Source organism: Phycicoccus elongatus Lp2 (genome assembly GCF_000367525.1).
In the GTDB taxonomy this organism is placed as follows: Bacteria; Actinomycetota; Actinomycetes; order Actinomycetales; family Dermatophilaceae; genus Phycicoccus_A; species Phycicoccus_A elongatus.
On record NZ_HF570956.1, the window covers coordinates 2,293,377 to 2,315,039 of the forward strand.

At 69.1% G+C, this 21,663-nt stretch carries 17 protein-coding genes and 4 pseudogenes; 1 reads left to right on the forward strand and 20 read right to left on the reverse strand.

What is annotated here, in order from left to right; all coding sequences use genetic code 11:
• From BN10_RS17820 to BN10_RS11150, 20 genes and pseudogenes are all read right to left on the reverse strand, one after another.
• A pseudogene (locus BN10_RS17820) lies at positions 1-984 on the reverse strand (primosome assembly protein PriA); the annotation flags it as partial.
• Between the two features lie 468 nt (positions 985-1,452).
• A pseudogene (locus BN10_RS17825) lies at positions 1,453-1,638 on the reverse strand (primosomal protein N' family DNA-binding protein); the annotation flags it as partial.
• Between the two features lie 140 nt (positions 1,639-1,778).
• Positions 1,779-2,867: pseudogene (gene metK, locus BN10_RS11070) on the reverse strand (methionine adenosyltransferase); the annotation flags it as partial.
• A gap of 120 nt (positions 2,868-2,987) precedes the next feature.
• Positions 2,988-4,245, reverse strand: a pseudogene (coaBC, locus tag BN10_RS11075) (bifunctional phosphopantothenoylcysteine decarboxylase/phosphopantothenate--cysteine ligase CoaBC).
• Between the two features lies 1 nt (position 4,246).
• Positions 4,247-4,510, reverse strand: coding sequence for a DNA-directed RNA polymerase subunit omega (gene rpoZ, locus BN10_RS11080; protein WP_010851336.1), 264 nt, complete (start codon positions 4,508-4,510; stop codon positions 4,247-4,249).
• 3 nt (positions 4,511-4,513) lie between these two features.
• The gene (gene gmk / locus BN10_RS11085) at positions 4,514-5,098 is read right to left on the reverse strand and encodes a guanylate kinase (RefSeq protein ID WP_010851337.1); all 585 of its coding nucleotides are present in this window, start codon (positions 5,096-5,098) and stop codon (positions 4,514-4,516) included.
• Entirely contained in the window at positions 5,098-5,412 is a 315-nt protein-coding gene (gene mihF, locus BN10_RS11090) for an integration host factor, actinobacterial type (protein WP_010851338.1), read from the reverse strand. Before mihF ends, gmk begins: the two co-directional genes overlap by 1 nt.
• A 106-nt stretch (positions 5,413-5,518) precedes the next feature.
• The gene (pyrF, locus tag BN10_RS11095) at positions 5,519-6,394 is read right to left on the reverse strand and encodes an orotidine-5'-phosphate decarboxylase (protein WP_010851339.1); all 876 of its coding nucleotides are present in this window, start codon (positions 6,392-6,394) and stop codon (positions 5,519-5,521) included.
• Positions 6,391-7,350 carry a dihydroorotate dehydrogenase gene (locus tag BN10_RS11100; RefSeq protein WP_010851340.1) on the reverse strand — a complete coding sequence of 320 codons (960 nt, stop codon included), beginning with the start codon at positions 7,348-7,350 and terminating at the stop codon, positions 6,391-6,393. Before BN10_RS11100 ends, pyrF begins: the two co-directional genes overlap by 4 nt.
• Before the next feature lies 1 nt (position 7,351).
• On the reverse strand, positions 7,352-8,224 hold the full coding sequence (locus BN10_RS11105; RefSeq protein WP_010851341.1) for a dihydroorotate dehydrogenase electron transfer subunit: 873 nt from the start codon (positions 8,222-8,224) through the stop codon (positions 7,352-7,354).
• Positions 8,221-11,553, reverse strand: coding sequence for a carbamoyl-phosphate synthase large subunit (gene carB, locus BN10_RS11110; protein WP_010851342.1), 3,333 nt, complete (start codon positions 11,551-11,553; stop codon positions 8,221-8,223). The genes BN10_RS11105 and carB overlap by 4 nt, the downstream gene beginning before the upstream one ends.
• On the reverse strand, positions 11,553-12,692 hold the full coding sequence (gene carA / locus BN10_RS11115; protein ID WP_010851343.1) for a glutamine-hydrolyzing carbamoyl-phosphate synthase small subunit: 1,140 nt from the start codon (positions 12,690-12,692) through the stop codon (positions 11,553-11,555). Before carA ends, carB begins: the two co-directional genes overlap by 1 nt.
• Positions 12,686-14,071 (reverse strand): dihydroorotase, encoded by a 1,386-nt coding sequence (locus BN10_RS11120; RefSeq protein WP_010851344.1) that lies wholly within the window; start codon positions 14,069-14,071, stop codon positions 12,686-12,688. Before BN10_RS11120 ends, carA begins: the two co-directional genes overlap by 7 nt.
• A complete protein-coding gene (locus BN10_RS11125; protein WP_040753194.1) occupies positions 14,068-15,024 on the reverse strand; it encodes an aspartate carbamoyltransferase catalytic subunit in 957 nt (318 codons plus the stop codon). Before BN10_RS11125 ends, BN10_RS11120 begins: the two co-directional genes overlap by 4 nt.
• 29 nt (positions 15,025-15,053) lie before the next feature.
• Positions 15,054-15,614 carry a bifunctional pyr operon transcriptional regulator/uracil phosphoribosyltransferase PyrR gene (gene pyrR / locus BN10_RS11130; protein ID WP_010851346.1) on the reverse strand — a complete coding sequence of 187 codons (561 nt, stop codon included), beginning with the start codon at positions 15,612-15,614 and terminating at the stop codon, positions 15,054-15,056.
• 115 nt (positions 15,615-15,729) lie between these two features.
• Positions 15,730-18,906, reverse strand: coding sequence for a glycoside hydrolase domain-containing protein (locus BN10_RS15785; RefSeq protein ID WP_156917216.1), 3,177 nt, complete (start codon positions 18,904-18,906; stop codon positions 15,730-15,732).
• Positions 18,907-19,002: 96 nt separating this feature from the next.
• The gene (locus tag BN10_RS16920) at positions 19,003-19,170 is read right to left on the reverse strand and encodes a hypothetical protein (protein WP_010851348.1); all 168 of its coding nucleotides are present in this window, start codon (positions 19,168-19,170) and stop codon (positions 19,003-19,005) included.
• 3 nt (positions 19,171-19,173) lie between these two features.
• Positions 19,174-19,587, reverse strand: a complete 414-nt coding sequence (nusB, locus tag BN10_RS11140) for a transcription antitermination factor NusB (protein WP_010851349.1) — start codon at positions 19,585-19,587, stop codon at positions 19,174-19,176.
• Positions 19,588-19,590: 3 nt separating this feature from the next.
• A complete protein-coding gene (efp, locus tag BN10_RS11145; RefSeq protein ID WP_010851350.1) occupies positions 19,591-20,151 on the reverse strand; it encodes an elongation factor P in 561 nt (186 codons plus the stop codon).
• A gap of 91 nt (positions 20,152-20,242) precedes the next feature.
• Entirely contained in the window at positions 20,243-20,809 is a 567-nt protein-coding gene (locus tag BN10_RS11150) for an NYN domain-containing protein (protein ID WP_010851351.1), read from the reverse strand.
• Between the two features lie 118 nt (positions 20,810-20,927).
• On the opposite strand from BN10_RS11150, the gene BN10_RS11155 reads away from it, so the two are divergent.
• Positions 20,928-21,663 (forward strand): leucine zipper domain-containing protein (locus BN10_RS11155; protein WP_233354284.1); only part of this gene is annotated, 736 nt, incomplete at its 3' end.

The following is a 21,663-nucleotide window of genomic DNA, read 5'->3' on the forward strand; positions in this document are numbered from 1 at the left end:
GCGCAGCGTGCGCCGCTCCGCCAACTCGCGGGCGGCGAACCATCCTGGATCCCATCGCACGAGGGCCTCGACGACCGGCAGGATCACGTGGTCGGGGACGCCACCGACGACCACGACTCCGCCCTGTGCGCGGGGGCGCACGAGCGCGGCTGCACCGATCCATCGACGCAGGGTGTCCTCGGCGGCGTCCAGTTCGGGCCGATCGAGAAGTGACCACGCGTCGAGGAGGACCCCCGCGGCATACCCCTCCTCGGTCGTGGGTTCGGCGCCGGGTGTCGCGATCACGATCCGGGGTGTCGACGGCACCGAGCCGAGCACCTCTGCGCGGCCCGACACCTGAACGGGAACTCCCGGAAAGGCGCGTCCGAGTTCCTCGGCCGTGCGGGTCGCGCCCACGACGCGGGCACGAAGCCGCGTGGGCCCGCAGTGTTCACACCGGTGGTCGGTGACCAGTCGGCCACACCAACGGCACTGCGGGGCGTCCCTCGGCGCGGGGATGGCAATGGGTCCGTGGCAGGTACGGCAGAGCACAGGCTGTCGGCAATCCTGACAGGACAGCGCAGGCAAATATCCGACCCGGGGAACCTGCACGAGCACTGGACCGGCCGCGAGTCCGGCGCGGACGCTCTCGTGCACCAGGCTCGTCATCCGCCCGTGGCCGCCCCCTGGGTCGCGAGCGCCCTCAGGACCTTCGCCGGCCACCTTGACCCACGGTGAGCGTTCGCGGACCACGAGGCGGGGGCACTCGACGGCCTTGAGGACCGCGGACTCGACGAGCTGCTGGACGGCGCTCGAGCGGGTGTGGCCCGCCGCGAGCAGGGCCACCCCCTGAAGGTCACGCCGCACGAGAGCGACGGTGCGAACGTGCGGATACGGAGCCCGCTGCTCGGTGTGGGAGTCGTCGCCGTCGTCCCACCAGGCGATCAGCCCGAGGTCGTGCACGGGGGCATGGACGGCTGCTCGGGTGCCGATGACCAGGCGCACCTGGCCACGCAACACCTTCAGCCACGCGGTGTACCTCGCCTGAGGGCCCTGATCGGCCGTCAGGCGGACGGCGGCACCACGTCCGAATCGCTCGATGACCGCAGCCTCCAGGGCGTCGCAGTCACGGGCGTCGGGGACGACGAGGATCGCGCCACGACCGGAGCGCAGTGTCGCCTGGGCAGCGTCGACGAGCAGAGCCGGCCACCGGTCGGCGCCCGCGATGCCCGGCGCCACCAGGGCGCTCGCCGACGGACTCTCGCCGTTGGCGAGCCGGTCGAGGAACGCCGGACCCCCGAGGTAGGGCTCCCACCCCCCCGTGTATGCCGGGTCGTCAGCACCGGGCGCGGACAGCGGTTCGGGAGGGGGCAGGTCGTGGGGCAACGCCCGCTCGGCCGCCGCGTGACGGGGCGGGATCGCCAACCGGAGCACGTCACCCAGGGAGCCTGCACAGCGGCGGGCGACCTCTTGGCAGGCGGCCAGCAGGGCCGGACCCAGGACCGGTTCGGGCGAGACCACACGGCGGATCGGCTGCAGTTGCCCGGTGTGGTCGGACAGGTCCGCGCGCTCGAGGACGAAGCCGTCGAGATCGCGCCCGGCAAAGCGGACCTTGACGCGGACTCCGGGTTGGACCTCGTCAGCCAGATCGGCCGGCACGAGGTAGTCGAAGGGACGATCCAGGTGGGGCAGGCCGGTGTCGACCTGGACCCTCGCGACCGGATCTGATGCGGCGGTGCCCGCGCGGGCGGCGTCACGGCGGGTGCGGGGGGTGCGCAGGGGCAGCAGCGTGAGCTGCTGAGATCGAGGTCCTCGAGGATGGCGGCCGGGCGCAGGTCGAAAACCCGGGTGATGGCGCTCTGGATCTTGTCGACGTCGACGGTCTCGGTGCCGAAGGTCTCGACGTAGAGACCGACCGGCTGGGCCTTGCCGATCGCGTAGGCGACCTGGACCTCACAGCGCCTGGCCAGGCCGGCGGCCACGACGTTCTTGGCCACCCACCGGGTTGCATAGGCCGCCGACCGGTCGACCTTCGACGGGTCCTTGCCGGAGAACGCACCGCCACCGTGACGGGCCATGCCGCCGTAGGTGTCGACGATGATCTTGCGCCCGGTGAGGCCCGCGTCACCCATCGGGCCGCCGATGACGAAGTTGCCGGTCGGGTTGATCAGGGTGCGGTAGTTCGAGATGTCGAGGTCGGACCCGGCGTCCTTGAGTTCGGCCAGCACCGGCTCGATGACCTGCTCGCGCAGGTCGGGGGCGAGCAGTCCGTCGAGCGAGATGCCGTCAGCATGCTGGGACGAGATGACGACCGTGTCGAGAGCCACTGCCTTGGCCCCGTCGTAGGCGATCGTGACCTGGGTCTTGCCGTCCGGGCGCAGGTAGGCGACCTGATCGCTCTTGCGCACCTGGGTGAGCCGCTCCGCGAGGCGGTGGGCGAGGAAGATCGGGAGCGGCATGAGCTCGGCGGTGTCATCGCAGGCATACCCGAACATCAGGCCCTGGTCGCCAGCTCCCTGCTTGTCCTTCGGGTCGACGCCACCGGTGCGGTTCTCGAAGGCCGTGTCGACGCCCTGGGCAATGTCCGGGCTCTGCTGACCGATGGAGACCTCCACCCCACACGACGCCCCGTCGAAACCCTTGGTCGAGGAGTCGTAGCCGATCCGCAGGACGGTGTCCCGGACGATCTTCGGGATCTCCACGTAGGCCTCGGTGGTGACCTCGCCAGCCACGTGCACCAAACCGGTGGTCACCATCGTCTCCACGGCCACGCGCGAGCGCGGGTCCTGAGCAAGCATGGCGTCCAGGATGCCATCGGAGATCTGGTCGCAGATCTTGTCGGGGTGGCCTTCGGTGACGGACTCTGACGTGAATAGGCGTGCGGACACGCTGTGGCTCCTTGCATCTAGGGTTTCGGGCCGACCACCGGGGTCGCGGCGGCAGCCACGATCAATCTACCGTCCCCGGCGCCTTCGCCCGTGCGCGAGTCCAGCGCAGTGACCCGGGGCTCAGACCAACGTCTCGACGAGGTCCCAGATGGCGTCGGCGATGACTCGCTTGTCAGCGGGCCCGACATCTTCGACGCGAGAGCTGCCCTGAAGCAGCAGGTGGACGGTGTTCTCGTCCTTCCCGAAGGTCCTGTCCGACCCGACCTCGTTGACGACCAGGACGTCACAGCCCTTGCGCTCCAGTTTGGCGCGACCGTGCTCGAGCACGGAGGCCTTCGCGTCACCCGTCTCCGCAGCAAAACCCACGATCACCGGGCCCGCAGCATCTCCGCGGTGGCGGACCAGCTCGGCGAGGATGTCGGGGTTGCGGACCAATCGGATCTCTGGGGCCGAGTCGTCGCCGGGCGCCATCCCCTTCTTGATCTTGGTGTCGACGTAGTCAGCCGGTCGAAAGTCGGCGACGGCAGCTGCCATGACAATGACGTCGGCGCTGTCGAAGTGCTCGAGCATCGCCGCCCGCAATTGCTGGGCGGTCTCGACTCGCACCGACTCGACGCCGGTTGGCAACTGGAGGTCGGCCGTGGTCACCAGAGTGACCCGTGCGCCGCGCGCCGCGGCGGCTGCCGCCACGGCATACCCCTGCTTGCCGGATGACCTGTTGCCCAGGAAACGCACCGGGTCCAAGGGCTCGCGGGTGCCGCCCGCCGAAACGACCACGTGCCGACCACGCAGTGGGCCGCGCGTCGGGATGACCTCGGTGACCGGTGCCGTGGCGGCCACGGCCCGGGGATGCTCGAGGAGCCGCGCGCACACGGCATACAACTCCTCGGGCTCGGGGAGCCGACCGGGCCCGGTGTCATTGCCGGTGAGCCGACCGGAGGCCGGCGGGACGATGTGGACGCCCCGCTCGGAGAGGGTCGCGACGTTGGCCTGCGTGGCCGGGTGCTCCCACATCTCGGTGTGCATGGCCGGCGCCATGACGACCGGGCACCGGGCCGTGAGGAGAACGTTGGTGAGCAGGTCGTCGGCCTGACCGGAGGCAGCGCGCGCGAGCAGGTCGGCGGGCGGTCGCAGGGGCGACGATCACCAGGTCGGCCTGTTGCCCGATGCGGACGTGCGGAACGTCCGTGATGTCGGACCAGACGTCGGTGTGGACCGGCTTGCCGGACAATGCCGACCAGGTGGCCTCGCCCACGAAGTGCAAGGCCGAGGCCGTGGGGACGACCGTCAGGTCGTGGCCGGCCTCGGTGAACAGGCGCAGCAGCGAGGCAGCCTTGTAGGCCGCAATACCACCGGCCACACCGAGGACGACCTTCACCTCACTCCTCGATGGGCTCGATCGTCAACAGGTCGTTGTTGATCTCACGCAGCGAGATCGACAACGGCTTCTCGTGCATCTCGGACTCGACGAGCGGGCCGACATACTCGAGCAGGCCCTCCTGGAGCTGGCTGTAGTAGGCGTTGATCTGCCGTGCACGCTTGGCCGAGTAGAGCACGAGCGCGTACTTGGAGTCGGCCTTCTCGAGGAGTTCGTCGATCGGCGGGTTGGTGATGCCGATGGGGTTGGCCTTGGTTCCGGACATGCGTCAACGCTGCTTTCCGTCGGGGGTGGATCTCATCCATGATACGAGTTCCTCGGCAGCGCGCTGCACATCATCGTTGACGATGGTGGCGTCGAACTCGGTGACCGATGCCAGTTCGACCCGGGCCGTCGACAGTCGGGCCCGACGTTCCTCGGCACTCTCGGTGCCGCGACCCACGAGCCGCCGCACCAGTTCGTCCCAGCTCGGAGGGCTGAGGAAGACGAAGAAGGCGTCCGGCGCCGACTCTCGTACTTGGCGTGCACCCTGCAGGTCGATCTCGAGCAGAGTGGGCCGCCCGGCGGCCAGTGCCGCGTCCACCGGTCCCCTCGGGGTGCCGTACTTGGCACGGCCGTGCACAACGGCCCACTCGAGCATTTCGCCGCGGGCCACCATGGCGTCGAAGGCTTCATCGGAGACGAAGAAGTAGTGCACGCCGTCGATCTCCCCCGGCCGTGGGGGGCGAGTCGTGGCCGAGATGCTCAGCCAGACCTCGGGGTGGTGCTCACGGATGTAGGCCGCGACGGTGCCCTTGCCGACGGCCGTCGGGCCGGCGAGGACCGTCAGCCGGGGACGGTCGGATCTCGGCATCAGGCGGTGAAGCGCGCGAGCAGTGCCGCGACCTGGTTCTGCCCCAGGCCCCTCACGCGACGACTCGCGCTGATGCCGACCTCCTCCATGATCTGGGCGGCCTTGACCGGCCCGACCCCGGGCATCGACTCCAGCAGGGCGGACACACGCATCTTCCCGACGACCTCGTTGGTCCGACCGGCCGCGATGACCTCGCCGAGGTCTCCCTGGGCGTACTTGAGGCGGTTCTTGACGGCGGCCCGCTCACGGCGCGCGGCCGCTGCCTTCTGCAGTGCCTCTGCTCGTTGCTCGGGCGTCAGTGGGGGAAGGGCCACGTGTCTTCGTCCTTCGGGTGCTGTCGGTGTCGATGAAGTGCCCCGAGGGGCTCACTTCGGACTATAGCCATGCCCCACCCTTCAGGGTGACCGCCCATGACGACGATCAGGACGCGAGCATCTCGGCGAGGCGTTCGGATTCCTCTCGGGCGGCAGCACGCAGGGCGCTCACGTCCGGCCCGGCCGCCAGGATGCTGCGGGAGGCATTGGGCAGCACCTGCGGCAGGGCGGCACCGAAGACAGCCCTGAGGTCGGCCGGGGTGGCCCCCTGCGCGCCCAGGCCAGGAGCCAGGATCGGGGCTGCACTCGCCGCGAGGTCGATGCCGAGGTCGGCCAGGGCCGAGCCGATGGTTGCGCCGACGACGAGCCCGACGTGCCCCATCTCGCCTCGCGACGCCGCCTCGGCGTTGTCGGCAGCGGCACCCTCGACGATGGCCCTGGCCACGCTGATGCCGTCGCGCTGGGCGTGCTGGACCGACGGCCCCTCGGGATTGGACGTGAGGGCCAGCACGAAGACTCCGCGCCCGGTGTGCCCGGCGAGGTCGATCGCGGGCCGCAGCGAGCCATAGCCCAGGTAGGGGCTCACCGTCACGGCATCGGCCGGGCTGGGGGCGTCCTTGCCCAGGAAGGCCTCGGCGTAGGCGTCCATCGTGGACCCGATGTCACCGCGCTTGGCGTCGAGGATGACGATCGTCCCCGCCTCCGTGAACGCATCGACGGCCCGCTCCAGGACCGCCACCCCACGCGCGCCGAAGACCTCGAAGAAGGCCGACTGCGGCTTGACGCTGGCCACGTCGCCGGCAAAGGCCTCGACGCACGTCATGGCAAAGCGTTCGAGTCCGGACAGGTCGTAGGCCAGCCCCCACGACTCGACCAGCCCGCGGTGGGGATCGACCCCGGCGCAGAGCGGCCCGTGGGTCGCCATCGCCTCCCGCAGTCGCACGCCGAAGGGTTGGTATGCCGCGGGGCCGGGCGTCGTCACAGGGTCACCTTTCGGTCGTGGGCCAGGCCCACCACATCGGTCAGGGAGGCGAATCCGCGCTCGTCGAGAGCGGATTCGAGTTCGGTCAGGACCCGGCGGGGGGCAGACGGATCGTTGAAGGTCGCCGTTCCCACCTGGACGGCGGACGCTCCCGCGGCGAGGAGCTCGAGCGCGTCCAGGCCGCTGCGCACTCCCCCGACGCCGATGATCGGGACCGCGTCGATGCGGTTCTCGCGCATCGCCGCGGTGCACTGCCAGATCGCGCGGACCGCGACCGGCCGCACGGCCGGGCCACTCAGGCCACCGGTGACTGCGGCGAGTTGAGGGCGCATCCGATCGGTGTCGATCGCGATGCCGAGCAGGGTGTTGATCATCGTGAGCCCCCCCGCGCCGGCCCGCACGGCGGCGTCGGCGATGGCGACGATGTCGGTGACATCGGGGGTGAGCTTGGCGAACATCGGGAAGTCACGCGGGAGTTCTTCTCGCACCAGCGAGACGACCTTGGCCGAGGACATCGGGTCACAGGCGAAGACCAGACCGCGGTTGGCGACATTGGGGCACGAAATGTTGACTTCGACGCCGACGACCGCGTCGAAGGCGGGGTGCGCCACGAGGTCTCGGGCGACCTGGGCGAACTCGACGGCGGTGTTGCCGGCGATCGACACCAAGACCCTCGCCCCGACCGATTTCAGCCAGGTGAGGTCCTTGTCGAGGAAGGCACCAATGCCGGGTCCCTGCAGCCCGATCGAGTTGAGCATCCCGCTCGGGGTCTCGGCCATCCGGGGCGTCGGGCGCCCCGAGCGCGGGTCGGCCATGACTGTCTTGGTGACGAAGGCGCCCAACTCGGAGACATCGAAGAAGCGGTGCAACTCGCGTCCGTTGGCGGCGCAGCCACTGGCCGTCATCACGGGGTTGGGCAGGGTCAGCGTCCCCAGGCGCGTGGTCAGGTCCGCCATGTCAGTGCCCTCCCGCCCGGGGCGCGCCGACGGTATCGGCGGGCACGCGGCATACGCCGTCGGTGAAGGCTTCCCATCGGACCCGGTCGCCGCGGAAGACGGGACCCTCGACGCAGGAGCGGACCATCCGCGTCGTGCCGTCCTTGCCCCGGACCGGCATGACACAGGTCATGCAGACCCCGACGCCGCACGCCATCGACTCCTCGACGGCGACCTGGGCGACCGCACCGTGGGCGGTCGCGACCTCGGTGATCGAGCGCAACATCCCCATCGGGCCACAGCCGTAGACAACCGCCGCCGACGTGCGCGTGATGATTTCGGGAAGGACGTCGGAGACCCAACCACGGCGCCCAGCGCTGCCGTCGTCGGTGGTCACGGTGACGCCGTCGGCGCTGCGGCGCGCCTCGACCACCCCGAAGAGCCGGTCCTCGGAGGCCGCGCCGAGGACCATCTCGACGTGGCAGCCGCGCTCCCGCAGCACGTCGGCGAGCCAGAAGAGAGGTGCCGAGCCGTAGCCGCCACCCACGAGGACACAGGCCACCGGCTCGGTCGGGATGGGAAAGGGACGCCCGAGCGGGGCGACGACGTCGACCTTGTCGTGGGCTCGCAACCCGGCCAACCACTGGGTGCCCGGACCCTTGGCGGCGATGACGACGTCAAGGGTGCCACCGTAGGCGCCGCTGGGACTCACCTTGTGGAGCGAGAAGCAGCGTCGGAGCAGGTTGGCCGACGTCGGTCCGCCCACGGCAAGCGCGACGAACTGGCCGGGCCGCGCGGCCTCCGCGACTCCGGGCGCCACGATCGTCAGGTGTTGATAGGCGCCGACCCGGCGGATCGCGATGACCTCGCCGGCGACCTGCACGACGTCGCTCACGCGCCCGCCCCGGCCTTCTCGCGTCCCCGACCGAGCAGGTCGAGCGCAGCGGCGTGCTCCTGGAGGGAGGTGACCGTCAGGTCGGTCTTGCGCATCGAGTCGATCGCCTGCACTGCGGCGGCGAACTCCTGGACCGTCGTGATGAGCGTGACGTCGGCGGTGTTCGCCGCGGCGCGGATCGCATAGCCGTCGGCTCGGGCCGACTGACCGGTGGGGGTGTTGATGATCATCGCGATCTCCCCGGCGAGGACGAGGTCGGCGATGGTGCGTTCCTCACCGCTCGCCCCCTCACTTCGCTCCGTGATCTTGCGCACCACACTGACATCGATTCCGTTGCGGCGCAGCACATCTGCCGTCCCGGTCGTGGCGACGATCTCGAAGCCGAGGTCGACGAGCCGACTCACCGGGAAGAGCATGGCGCGCTTGTCGCGATTGGCGACAGACACGAAGACCGTGCCCGACTCCGGCAGTCCGCCGTAGGCCGCGAGCTGGCTCTTGGCGAAGGCGAGCCCGAAGTTCTTGTCGATGCCCATGACCTCACCGGTCGAGCGCATCTCCGGACCGAGCAGGCTGTCGACCGGCGCGCCGTCGGCGCGGCGGAAGCGGTGGAAGGGCAACACGGCCTCCTTGACCGACATCGGTGCGTGCGCGGGCAGTGTGCCCCCGTCGCCCTCGACCGGAAGGATCCCTTCATCCCGGAGTTCCTGGATGCTGGCGCCGAGCATGATCCGGGACGCCGCCGCGGCCAGCGCGACTCCGGTGGCCTTGGCCACGAAGGGCACAGTGCGCGAGGCGCGCGGATTGGCCTCGAGGACGTAGAGGATGTCCTGGGCCAGGGCGAACTGGACGTTCATCAGCCCGCGCACACCGATCCCCTCGGCGAGCTTGCGGGCGGACTCACGCACCCGCTCGATCTCGGCGTCCCCGAGCGTGGCCGGCGGCAGGGCACAGGCCGAGTCGCCGGAGTGAATCCCGGCCTCCTCGATGTGCTCCATGACCCCACCGAGATACATGTCGACGCCGTCATAGAGGACGTCGACGTCGATCTCGACCGCGTCGTCGAGGAAGCGGTCGACGAGCACCGGGTGCTCCGGACTCGCCGTGGTGGCGCGCTCGACATAGGTGACGAGGGTGTCGTCGTCGTAGACGATCTCCATCCCTCGTCCGCCCAGGACGTAGGAGGGCCGCACGAGGACCGGATAACCGATGCCCCGCGCCACCTCGAGCGCCTCGTCGACGCTGTAGGCGGTTCCGTGCTTGGGCGCGGGCAGGTCGGCCTCGGCAAGCACTCGACCGAAGGCTCCGCGGTCCTCGGCGAGGTGGATGGCCTCAGGGCTGGTCCCGACGATCGGCACGCCCTCGTCCTTGAGGGCCTTGGCCAGACCGAGCGGCGTCTGGCCGCCGAGTTGGACGATGACGCCGGCGATGGGACCGGCAGCCAGCTCCGCGGCATACACCTCGAGCACGTCCTCGAGGGTGAGCGGCTCGAAGTAGAGACGGCTGCTCGTGTCGTAGTCCGTCGACACCGTCTCCGGGTTGCAGTTGACCATGACCGTGTCGTAGCCCGCGTCCCGGAGGGCGAAGGAGGCGTGGACGCAGGAGTAGTCGAACTCGACGCCCTGACCGATCCGGTTCGGCCCTGAGCCGAGGATGAGGACGGCCGGCCGCTCCCGCGGGGCGACCTCTGTCTCCTCGTCGTAGGAGCTGTAGTGATACGGGGTGCGTGCGGCGAACTCAGCAGCGCAGGTGTCCACCGTCTTGAAGACCGGGCGCACGCCGAGCGCGTGGCGCACCCCCCGCACGACGGCTTCGGGTATGCCGCGCAGCTCGCCGATCTGCTGGTCGGAGAACCCATGTCGCTTGGCCAGGCGGAGCAGGTCCGGGCCGAGGCGATCGGCGTGCCTCAGGCTGTCGGCGAGGTCGTTGAGGAGCTCGATCTGGTCAAGGAACCACGGGTCGATGCCGGTGACCTCGTGGACCTCGGCCACCGAGAGCCCACCACGCATGGACTGCTGGACGGTGAGGAGTCGGCCATCGGTGGGGCGCTTGGCGATGGCGAGCAGCTCACGAGCGGCGGCCGGACTCGGGCGGTCCCCGCGCCAGTGGAAGGAGGAATCCTTGCGCTCGATGGAACGCAAGGCCTTCTGGAGGGCTTCGGTGAAGTTGCGACCGATGGCCATCGCCTCACCGACCGACTTCATCGTCGTCGTGAGCGTGTCGTCCGCGGCCGGGAACTTCTCGAAGGCGAAGCGGGGCACCTTGACAACGACGTAGTCGAGGGTGGGCTCGAAGCTGGCCGGCGTCTCCTGGGTGATGTCGTTCGGCACCTCGTCGAGGGTGTAGCCGATGGCCATCTTCGCGGCGATCTTGGCAATCGGGAAGCCAGTTGCCTTGGACGCCAGGGCCGACGAGCGCGAGACCCGCGGGTTCATCTCGATGACGATGATGCGGCCGTCGCGCGGGTTGACGGCGAACTGGATGTTGCAGCCGCCGGTGTCGACACCCACCTCGCGGATCACGGCGATGCCGATGTCGCGCAACCGTTGGTACTCACGGTCGGTCAGGGTCAGGGCCGGGGCGACGGTGATCGAGTCACCCGTGTGGACCCCCATCGGGTCGAGGTTCTCGATCGAGCAGACGACGACCACGTTGTCGGCGTGGTCCCGCATGACCTCGAGTTCGTACTCCTTCCAGCCCAGGATCGACTCCTCGAGCAGCACCTCGGTCGTCGGGGAGTACTGCAAGCCCTGACCGGCAATCCGGCGCAGGTCGGTCTCGTCGTAGGCGAAGCCCGAGCCGAGCCCACCCATCGTGAAGGAGGGGCGGACGACGACGGGGTAATGGAGGTCCAGGGCAGCCGTGAGGCACTCCTCCATGGTGTGACAGATGATCGAGCGTGCGCTCTCGGCGCCGCAGCGCTCGACGACGCCCTTGAACTTCTCCCGGTCCTCGCCGAGTTGGATCGCCTCGACCTTGGCCCCGATGAGGGGGCAGTCGTACTTCTCGAGGATCCCCCGCTCGTGCAGGGCCATGGCGCAGTTGAGCGCGGTCTGGCCGCCGAGGGTTGCCAAGACCGCGTCGGGACGCTCCTTGGCGATGATCTTCTCGACGATCTCGGGCGTGATCGGCTCGACATAGGTCGCGTCGGCGAACTCCGGGTCGGTCATGATCGTCGCCGGGTTGGAGTTGACGAGGATGACGCGGATGCCCTCCTCGCGGAGCACGCGGCAGGCCTGCGTGCCGGAGTAGTCGAACTCGCAGGCCTGGCCGATCACGATCGGCCCGGACCCGATGACGAGGACGCTCTTGATGTCGTCTCTCTTCGGCATTACTTGGAACCTTCCAGCAGGGAGACAAAGCGATCGAAGAGGTATGCCGCGTCGTGCGGCCCCGCCGCGGCCTCCGGGTGGTACTGCACCGAAAACGCCGTGAGTTCGCCCTCGGGAGTTCGCAGTTCGAGTCCCTCGACGACGTCGTCGTTGAGGCAGACGTGGCTGACCCGAGCCGATCCGAAGGGCGTCTCGGTGTCGGCGTCGAGGGGGGCATCGACGGCGAAGCCGTGGTTGTGCGCGGTCACTTCGACCTTGCCGGTCGTGCGGTCCATCACCGGCTGGTTGATGCCGCGGTGGCCGTACTTGAGCTTGTAGGTGCCAAAGCCCAGCGCCCGTCCGAAGATCTGGTTTCCGAAGCAGATGCCGAAGTAGGGAATACCCTCTCCCAGAACGGCTTTCAACAACTCGACCTCGTGGTCCGCGGTGGCGGGGTCACCTGGCCCATTGGAGAAGAAAACGCCGTCGGGACGGACCTCGCGGACCTGCTCAACGCTCGCCGTCGCGGGCAGCACGTGCACTTCGATACCTCGCTGAGCCATCAGTTCCGGCGTCATCGCCTTGATGCCGAGGTCCAGAGCGGCGACCGTGAAACGCCTCTCCCCCACCGCCGGCACGACGTAGGCCTCCTTGGTCGCCACCTCGGCGGCGAGCGCTGCCCCGGCCATTTGCGGCGCACCGGTGACCTGCGCGAGAAGCTGCTCCCGCGGCATACCGGCGGCCGGGCCGGAGAAGATCCCCGCCCGCATCGCCCCGCGCTCGCGCAGGTGCCGGGTCAGTGCTCGGGTGTCGAGATCACTGATCCCGACGACTCCTTGGCGGTCGAGCTCGGACTCCAGGCTGCGGCGGGAGCGCCAGTTGGAGGGTCGCACGGCGGGGTCGCGCACGACATAGCCGGCGACCCAGATGCGCGAGGACTCGTCGTCCTCGTCGTTCCAGCCGGTGTTGCCGACGTGCGGGGCGGTCATGACGACGACCTGGCGGTGGTAACTCGGGTCGGTGAGGGTCTCCTGGTAGCCGGTCATGCCGGTGGAGAAGACGGCCTCCCCCACGGTCGTACCGACCCGGCCGTAGGCACGACCGGTGAAGGTGCGGCCGTCCTCGAGGATCAGGATGGCGGGTTCGCGGCTGCTCAGCATGCTGCAGGTGCTCCTTCGGCGGCGGTCACGCGACCGCGCAGGATGGTCGTGTGAACGGCGGCCCGGAACTGCTCGCCGTGCCAAGGGTTGTTGCGGGACAGCGACTGTGAGCTGCTGCGGTCCACGGTGATGGCAGCCGCCGGGTCGACGAGCACCAAGTTGGCCGGCTCCCCCGGCACGATCGGGCGTCCGTGGTCGGCCAGGCCGGCAATGCCGGCGGGGGCGCTCGACATGACACGGGCGAGGTCGCTCCACCCACAGGGACCGCCCTCGACCATGACGGAAGCAACGACGGACAACGCCGTTTCCAGGCCCAGCATCCCGAAGGCGGCGTCCTCGAAGGCGTGTTCCTTGTCGTGACGGGCATGGGGCGCGTGGTCGGTCGCGACGGCGTCGATCGTGCCGTCCGCCAGTGCGGCGCGAACGGCCTGGACGTCCTCGATCGGGCGCAGCGGCGGGTTGACCTTGAAGACGGGGTCGTAGCCCGCGAGTCGCTCGGTCGTGAGCGCGAGGTGGTGGGGGGTCACCTCCGCCGTCACCGCGATGCCCTGGGCCTTGGCCCAGCGGATCACGTCCACACCCTCGGCCGTACTCACGTGGGCGACGTGGACTCTGCTACCGGTGTGCCTGGCGAGTTGGACATCGCGCGCGATGATCACCGACTCGGCCACGGCCGGCCACCCGGGCAGTCCGAGGCGACCGGAGAGTTCCCCCTCGTGGCAGCAGGCGTTCGGACCCGCGAGGGCGGGGTCCTGGCTGTGCTGCGAGACGACACCGCCGAACGATCGGATGTACTCCAGCGCGCGCCGCATGACCCGGGCGTCGGCGACGCACCGGCCGTCGTCGGAGAAGACGTTGACTCGCGCTCGAGAGCGGTGCATGAGGCCGAGCTCGGCAAGTTGCCCGCCGGCAAGGTCGTGGGTGACCGCACCGATGGGCTGGACGTCGACAAGTCCACAGGCGCGCCCGAGATCGAGGATCCGCTCGGCGGCCTCGGCCGTGTCCGTGACCGGGGTCGTGTTGGCCATCGCGAGGATTGCCGTGTATCCCCCGACCGCGGCCGCCCGCGAACCGGAACAGATTGTCTCGGCATCCTCTCGCCCCGGCTCCCGCAGGTGGGTGTGCAGATCGACGAGACCGGGCAGCAGGATCAGCCCATCGGCGTCGATGACCTGCGCATCGCTCGGCGCCTCCGAGGCGGTCAGGTCGGTGACGACGCCATCGACAATGACGACATCTGCGACCCTTGCGTCGGCGGTTTCCGTCGCTGTAGCGACGGAAGGCGCGGACGCAACGATCCTGGCGCCGGTGATGACAAGGGACCTCACTCCGGGCCCCGGCGACAATTTCTCACCAATAGTGAGCTTTCGGTCGCTCATGCCGCACCGCCTTCCGCACCGGCAAGCAGGTGGTAGAGGACGCTCATGCGCACCGCCACGCCGGCAGCGACCTGGTCGAGGATGAGGCTCTGGGCGGCATCCGCAGCATCGGCACTGATCTCGAGACCGCGGTTCATCGGGCCGGGGTGGCAGATGACGACGTCTGGGTGGTCGGCGACCAGGCGTTGCAGGCGCGGCCGGGTGAGGCCATACCCCACGGTGTACTCACGAGCCGTCGGGAAGTAGCCGCCGCTCATGCGTTCCTTCTGGACGCGCAGCATCATGAGCGCATCGACGCCACGGTCGCCGGTGAGGATCGGGTCCAGGTCGTTCGAGAGGGCGAAGCCGTCCGTCTCCGACCACGCCCTGATCCCGCTCGGCATCAGGGTGACCGGGGCGACGACGGTGACGTCGGCCCCGAGCATCCGCAGCGAGAGGACGTTCGAGCGGAAGACCCGCGAGTGCGTGAGGTCCCCGACGATGACGACATGCTTGCCGGCGAGACCGCCGATGCGCTGTTCCATCGTGTAGGCGTCGAGGAGCGCCTGCGTGGGGTGTTCGTGGGTTCCGTCGCCGGCATTGATGACGTGCGCGTCCACCCAGCCGGCGACCTGGTGAGCAGCGCCTGACGCACTGTGGCGCATGACCAGGGCATCGACTCCCATCGCGTCGATCGTCATGACGGTGTCACGCAGTGATTCGCCCTTGCTCGTGGACGAACCCTTGCCGGTGATGTTGATCGTGTCGGCGCTCATCCACTTGCCGGCGATCTCGAAGCTGGAGCGGGTGCGGGTCGAGTCCTCGAAGAAGAGGTTGATGACGGTGCGGCCGCGCAGAGTCGGGATCTTCTTGACCTCGCGGCGCTGCACGTCCTGCATCTGGGTGGCGGTGTCGAGCAGGGTCCGGATCAGGTCGGCGTCGAGGTCGGCGATGGAGAGCAGGTGGCGCGGCATGGTGGCCGTGGCGGACGCGGTGCTGTCGCTCACGGCTCTCCCCCGGCGATCGTCACGGACTCGTGGTCGTCATGGCCGAGGAGCCGCACGCGCACCTTCTCCGAATGGGACGTCGGGAGGTTCTTGCCGACGTGGTCGGCGCGGATCGGCAACTCACGGTGACCCCGGTCGACGAGGACCGCCAGACGCACGGCCCGCGGTCGCCCGTAGTCGCCGAGCGCGTCGAGCGCCGCGCGCACCGTGCGGCCGGAGTAGAGGACGTCATCGACGAGAACGACGACCCGAGCGTCGACCGTGCCGCCCGGGATGGAGGTGGGCATGGGCGTGCGGGTGGGCTGCTTGCGCAGGTCATCGCGGTACATCGTGATGTCGAGTGCCCCGGTGGGCACGGCCGTTCCCTCGACCTCGGCGATGATCGCGGCGAGGCGCTGCGCGAGGAGCACGCCCCGAGACGGGATGCCCAACAGGACCAGATCCGAGGCGCCCTTGTTGGCCTCGAGGATCTCGTGGGCGATGCGCTTGAGTACGCGGGCGATGTCGGCGTCCGAGAGGACGACGCGACCCTCGCCGGGTGAGTCTTCACGCGGCATACGCGTTCTGACCTCCTTCCCCGCCTCACTGGACGGGTCGTTAAAGGATGTCTGGCGCAACCCACTCTAAGGGATGGTTCGGAACCGTCCGATGCCGCCCCGCGTGATGGACGGATCAGGGAGTCGTCGTGCCGTACCCATGGACGTCGAGGACGACGTGCACGCTTCCGGTGGACTCGTTGCGGATGCGCACCGTGCCATCGGCGGCGACATCCACCGTGCCGAAACCCGCTCTGGCCTCGTTGGCGACGTAGTTGACCAACGGAATGCCCGGTGTACCCGAGGCGGCGATCGCCACCCAACCGGGCCGGGTCCCATTGGTGATCGTCACGTTGACCGCGAGCAGGCTGACACCCATGGGCACCGGGGAGCCGGGCGCGCCCGCGACGCGGAAGGTGCGCACCTCACCAGGGCCGAGGATCGCGGCGCCCGGATTGGTGGTCGTCCCGAAGCGGGTGTCGACCAACCTGGCCTGCGGTGTCGCGCGGTAGAGCTGGGCTGCCGTTGGGCCGGTCCACCCCTGGACGTCGACGACGACATGGGTGGTCCCCGTCGAGCCGTTGGTGAGGCGAACGGTGCCCGAGGACGTGAGGTTGGCCACCATGGTGTTACCCACCGTGTCCCCGGCGAGGAAGTTCACGACCGATGTCGAACCGGCGCCTGACGGACTCACACTCAGGTAACCGGCGGCCCGTGGGTCAGTTGCCGTGACCCGCAGGAGGGCGGCCTGCGCTCCCGCCGGCACGCTGGAACCGCTGACCTTGACCTCCACACTCTCACCCGGACCGAGGGCGGTCGCGCGAGGGTTCGGACTGGTGCCCACGCGGCTGTCCATGAGGCGGACCGCAGCAATCGGGGACAGCCGGGTCGAGACCTGGGGGGCGATCCACCCCTGGACGTCGAGGACGACATGGACCGGCGAGGTGCCACCGTTGGTCAAGGTGACCGTCCCGTCGGTCGCCACCGGCACGGTCGACAGGTTGGCGACCACCGCACCGGACACCCAGTTGACCAGTGAACTGGGCGAGCCCGCCACCGCGAGATAACCCGGGCTGTTGCCGGCAACGGCCGTGACATTCGCCAGGACCGCGGTCGCCGTGGACGGCACCGGCGACCCGGCACCGACCAGCCGCAGACGGAGATTTCCTCCTGCTGGGATCGCCGTGACCAAGCCAGGGTTGGCGGGAGCACCGAAACGAGTGTCGAGCACTCGGACCGGATCCACCGATGTGACCCCACCGGCGAGACCGGGCATCACCGCAGTGGTGGCAGCAGACGCTGGTCCGGTCCCCCCGGCGTTGCTCGCCGTGACCGTGAAGGTATATGCCGTGCCGTTGACCAGGCCGGTCATCGTCACCGTTGTGGTCGGCGCCGCCACGGAGACGGTCGATCCGCCGGGAGACGCCGTCACGGTGTAGGTGGTGGTGGGTGATGCGCCGGAGGTGCCGGGCGACCACGAGATGGTGGCCTGTCCGTTGCCGGCCACCGCAGTGGGCGCGAGCGGCGCGCCGGGGACCGCAGGCGGTGTGGACGAGACGAACCGGATCGCATCTGCCCAGATGCGCTTGCTCGTGTCCCCACCACTGTTGTCGGCCAGATGCACGCTCGCCGGCTGGCCGGTGCGGACGGTCACGGTCCCGAGGAGCCGATATCCCGATGCCGTCGATTGGTCGAGGATCGTCTCGCTGGTTCCGCCGGCGCTCGTCAGCACGTAGCGTGCCTTGGTCGCGACGGAGGCATCGGGCACGTTGGCCTCCACCCGGTAGGTGCCCGGAGCCAGCGTCGGGGACCAGGTCGCCCCGTTGAACTCGGTCGAACTCGGCCCGGTCCAGTAGGCCTTCTGCTTGACACCGCTGCCCGCCGCCGGCCGCCAATAGGTCATGGACCCGGTGAAGACGAACCCAGCAGACCCCGGGCCGACGATGTTCGTGCCGTAATCAGTGCGCACCGGGTTGCCCGGGAGTGTGATGTCGGCCCAGTTGCGGTCGATGTGCAGCGCGACGCCGCCCCACGTCTCGACCGTGTCGCCCGAGTACTGGCGCATCCGCTGGTGGTTGGCCCAGTAGACGTCCGGGTAGAACTGTGGACTGTAGGTGTCGCGGGTCGTCTGCAACTGGTTCCAGTGCGCGACCCAGATCTGGTCCGGAGGGACGAAGGACGGGTCGCCGGCCACGGCGCGGCTCATGTCACGCATCATCGATCCGGGCCCGCCGTAGACCCCTGAGACGTAGCCGAGGCGGTGCAGCTCCTGGGTCCATCCGGAGACGTGGGCCACCGTGGCCGCGGAGCACTCGGCATCCGTCATGGAGTAGTTCTCCATGTCGAGCTCGATGAGGGTCCCGGGGCCCATCCCGAGCGCCTGCACCGCGGCGACCGCAATCCCTGCCTCGGTGACTCCCTGGGCCCTGGCCGTCGTCGCGTTGCGGGAGATCATGGCGAGATTGGCCTGCTGCACGCACGGCGACTGAGGCCCGACATGGATCGGGATGAGGCCCCAGCCCTGCGCGGTCACCTGGTTGATCCACGACGTCCCGCCCTGGAAGGGGCAGGCCCGCATCGATCCGCTGGTGTAGATGCCTACGGCGACATACGGCGATTGGCGCCACGCCTGCATGCTCGTGACGGACGGCGCGCTGCAGGCGTCGAAGGCCATCGCGCCATACAGTGGCTGCCCCACCGGAACGGCCGCCGTCAGGGAGGACAGCGAGGCCGGAGCCACGCGTTCCTCGGCGGTCTTCGGCCCCACGGGCACTGGTTCCTGGCGAGGGGTCGGGACGCTGGTTCGCCGCTGGGCGGGTGCCCGACTTGGGACCGGCACGGGGTCCGCGCTGATCTCCATGTCGGCAACGATGGCGTCAACCGCAGCCGAGCCCTGCGGACCCCAGCCGGTCCGCACGGAGACGCCGCGACCCTGGAGCGCCACATCGGATCGCTTGTCCTGGTCGTTGCGGCGGATCGTGCCCCGCGCCCCGGGCGAAGACCATCCCTTGCGGCCGGTGGCGGTCTGCTCGTCGGCGCCGGTCGGTCCGATCCAGACCGTGTTGCCACGCCCGACCGCCCGGGAGGGGCAGTTCTGTTGCTCAGGTGCGGTCCCGAGATAGACCGCGTCGACGTCCAACCGGACACAGACATCGTCGGAGGCGTCCAGGTCGATGACCGGCCAGTCCGCGGGGACCGAGACGGTGACTCCGGCGTAGGCCACCTGCTTCTCAGCGGGCGCAGCCTCGGCCACGGGGACAGTCAGACCGCCGACACCGACAGAGACGGCGAGGGCGGCCACGAGGCGCCGCAACGAACCAGGGTGCACGGATGTCCTCCAGGGCAAGGGGCGGACCCGATGATAGTGAACTTTCGTCACATCAACCACAGGAGATCACTCCTGTACCGGTCACGGTTCGGTGACGAGTTCCTTCATCATGAGCGCTCGACGCCCCCAGCGGGCCAAGTTGGCCTCGGCACCCCACAGGAGGGTGTCCGCTGCCGCCTCAAGGGCCTGCAAGGCGTCGACATCCTCGGGCGCGATCGGCCGAACGACGCTGCGCCCGATCAGGTCCACAGCTCAGCCCAAGGTCGGCTTGAGCTCGAGCAGGCGGCCCAGGACCCCGTTGACGAATTTGGGACTCTCATCGGTCGAGAGATCGGTGGCCAGCGCCACCCACTCGTCGATGGCGACAACCTCGGGGACGTCCTCGGCATACACGACCTCGAAGGTGCCCAAGCGCAGGATGGCGCGGTCGACCGCCGGCATGCGCTCCAGGGTCCATCCTTGCGCCCACGTGGTGATCAGGTCGTTGATCGCGGTCCAGTGCTCGACGACGCCACGCACCAAGGTGGCGGTGTACTCCCGCACGGGAGAGTCACCGGCGGGCTGCTCGAGGCGCTGCCCCAGCAGCTCAGCGACGTTGAGGGAGCGCTGGTCGGCCTCGAAGAGCAGATCCAGCGCCGCCTTGCGGGCCTTGGTCCGAGCAGCCATCGGTCAGTTGACGCGACCCAGGTAGGACCCGTCGCGGGTGTCGACCTTGATCTTGGTACCCGTCTCGAGGAAGAGGGGCACCTGGATCTCGGCTCCGGTCTCGACGGTCGCCGGCTTGGTGCCGCCGGTGGAGCGGTCGCCCTGCAGGCCCGGCTCGGTGTAGGTGATTTCGAGGACGACCGAGGCCGGCAGCTCGATGAAGAGGACATTGCCGTCGTGACGGGCGACGAGGGCGTCCTGGTTCTCCAGGAGGTACTTCGCGGCGTCCCCGACGACGTCCGGGCTCACCGAGATCTGGTCGTAGGTGTCACCGTCCATGAAGATGTAGTCGCTGCCGTCGTTGTACAGGTACTGCATCGTCCGCTTGTCGACGTTCGCGGTGTCGACCTTGACCCCGGCGTTGAAGGTCTTGTCGAGGGTTTTGCCCGACGTGACGTTCTTCAGCTTGGTCCGCACGAAGGCCGGGCCCTTGCCGGGCTTGACGTGCTGGAACTCGATGACGGTCCAGAGCTGGCCGTCGATGTTGAGGACCATGCCGTTCTTGAGGTCGTTGGTCGATGCCACGTTCGGTGTCCTTGCGTCCGTTCGGTATGCCGCGCAGCCCGGTCCGGGGCACGCGTCACCCCCGGTGAGGGGGTGGGGATTCGCCAGAAGTTTACAGGTACGCAGCCGGATCGAATTCCTCGATGGGGATGACCCGCAGGCGCGGCAGCCTGGTGTTGAAAGCCCCGACGGCATACTCCAGGTCGAAGGTCTGGACTCCCCTGGACTCCAACGCAGTGAACCCGGCATTGCGAAACTCGGTGAAGGCCACCACGCCCACGCGCCGGTCGGTGTCGAGGAGGGCCTCGATGTCGGCGAGGAAGTCGCCGTCGTGGCTGACGAGCAGGACGTCACCGGGGCGGTGGGCCAGCGCCTGGAGGGTGCGCTGGATCGCGACGTCGACGACCTTGGTCGACGCGTCGCCGGATAGCGGGATCGGCTCGTAGTCCATGGCCTTGAGGGCCTGGACGAAGGCCATCGGCATGCCGCCGCTGGCGTTGAGGAAGAAAAGGGCCTTGACGTCCTGCTGCCACTGGGCACGGGCGAAGGAGAGCAGCCGGTCCCATCGAGGCCGCTCGTCCGGGTGGGGCCGCCGGCCGAGGATTGACGTGCCCAGGGTGGCGTCGATGTTCTCGCCGTCCACCAGCACGTAGGTCGTCCCCGCGGTGCGCTCGCTCATGAGCCGCACTCTAGGTGTACCCGGCCAGGAGGTTGGTAGCAGTGTGGGTGCTTGAACGCGGGAGAACCTCCGGGTGGGATGTGGCTTGTCTAAGGCCCACTCCAACCCGGAGGTTCTCGTGTCCCACGCTAATGCCCGTTTAACTGTTCATGGCCGCCGCTTGATCGTCCAGCGTCATCAGCAGGGATGGAAACAGGCGCACATCGCGGCGGCGATGGGGGTCTCGCGCAAGTGCGTCGCGACGTGGATCAGTCGTCACGCCGCTGAAGGGGAAGGCGGGTTGGCGAACCGATCCTCACGCCCACGCACCAGCCCCCGCAGGACGGCTCCCGAGGTCGAGGAAGCCGTCCTGAGAGCGCGGGTCACGGACCGTGAAGGCCCTGACGTCCTGGGACCGAAGGTGGGCGTGCCGGCGCGGACGGTCTCACGGATCCTGCGCCGTCACCAGATGCCGTACCTGCGCGAGTTGGACCCGATGACCGGGGAGGTGATCAGGTCCTCGAAACAGAGCGCGGAACGCTACGAACGCGACTATCCGGGCGAACTGGTGCACATGGACGTCAAGAAGCTCGGCAAGATCCCTGACGGGGGCGGGTGGCGCGCTCACGGGTTGGCTGCCACCCAGGCCGCCAAGGGCAAGCGGGACAAGATCGGGTACGACTACGTCCACTCGCTGATCGATGACTACTCCCGGCTGGGCTACTCCGAAGTCCTGCCCGACGAGAAAGGACCCACCTGCGCGGACTTCCTGGAGCGGGCTGCGGCGTACTTCGCCGCCCAAGGCATCACCGTCATCGAACGCGTCATGACCGACAACGCCTTCGCCTACCGCCACAGCGCCGACATGAAGCGAG

Coding starts and splice junctions, on each gene's coding strand:
- nusB (WP_010851349.1), bottom strand. CDS start 19,587: ATGGCTGCTCGGACCAAGGCCCGCAAGGCGGCGCTGGATCTGCTCTTC.
- BN10_RS11125 (WP_040753194.1), bottom strand. CDS start 15,024: ATGCCGCGCCACCTGCTCTCCATCGCCGACCTCGACGCCGACCTGATC.
- carA (WP_010851343.1), bottom strand. CDS start 12,692: ATGCTGAGCAGCCGCGAACCCGCCATCCTGATCCTCGAGGACGGCCGC.
- BN10_RS11120 (WP_010851344.1), bottom strand. CDS start 14,071: ATGAGCGACCGAAAGCTCACTATTGGTGAGAAATTGTCGCCGGGGCCC.
- rpoZ (WP_010851336.1), bottom strand. CDS start 4,510: ATGTCCGGAACCAAGGCCAACCCCATCGGCATCACCAACCCGCCGATC.
- BN10_RS11100 (WP_010851340.1), bottom strand. CDS start 7,350: ATGGCGGACCTGACCACGCGCCTGGGGACGCTGACCCTGCCCAACCCC.
- pyrR (WP_010851346.1), bottom strand. CDS start 15,614: ATGCCGCGTGAAGACTCACCCGGCGAGGGTCGCGTCGTCCTCTCGGAC.
- carB (WP_010851342.1), bottom strand. CDS start 11,553: ATGCCGAAGAGAGACGACATCAAGAGCGTCCTCGTCATCGGGTCCGGG.
- BN10_RS11150 (WP_010851351.1), bottom strand. CDS start 20,809: ATGAGCGAGCGCACCGCGGGGACGACCTACGTGCTGGTGGACGGCGAG.
- gmk (WP_010851337.1), bottom strand. CDS start 5,098: ATGCCGAGATCCGACCGTCCCCGGCTGACGGTCCTCGCCGGCCCGACG.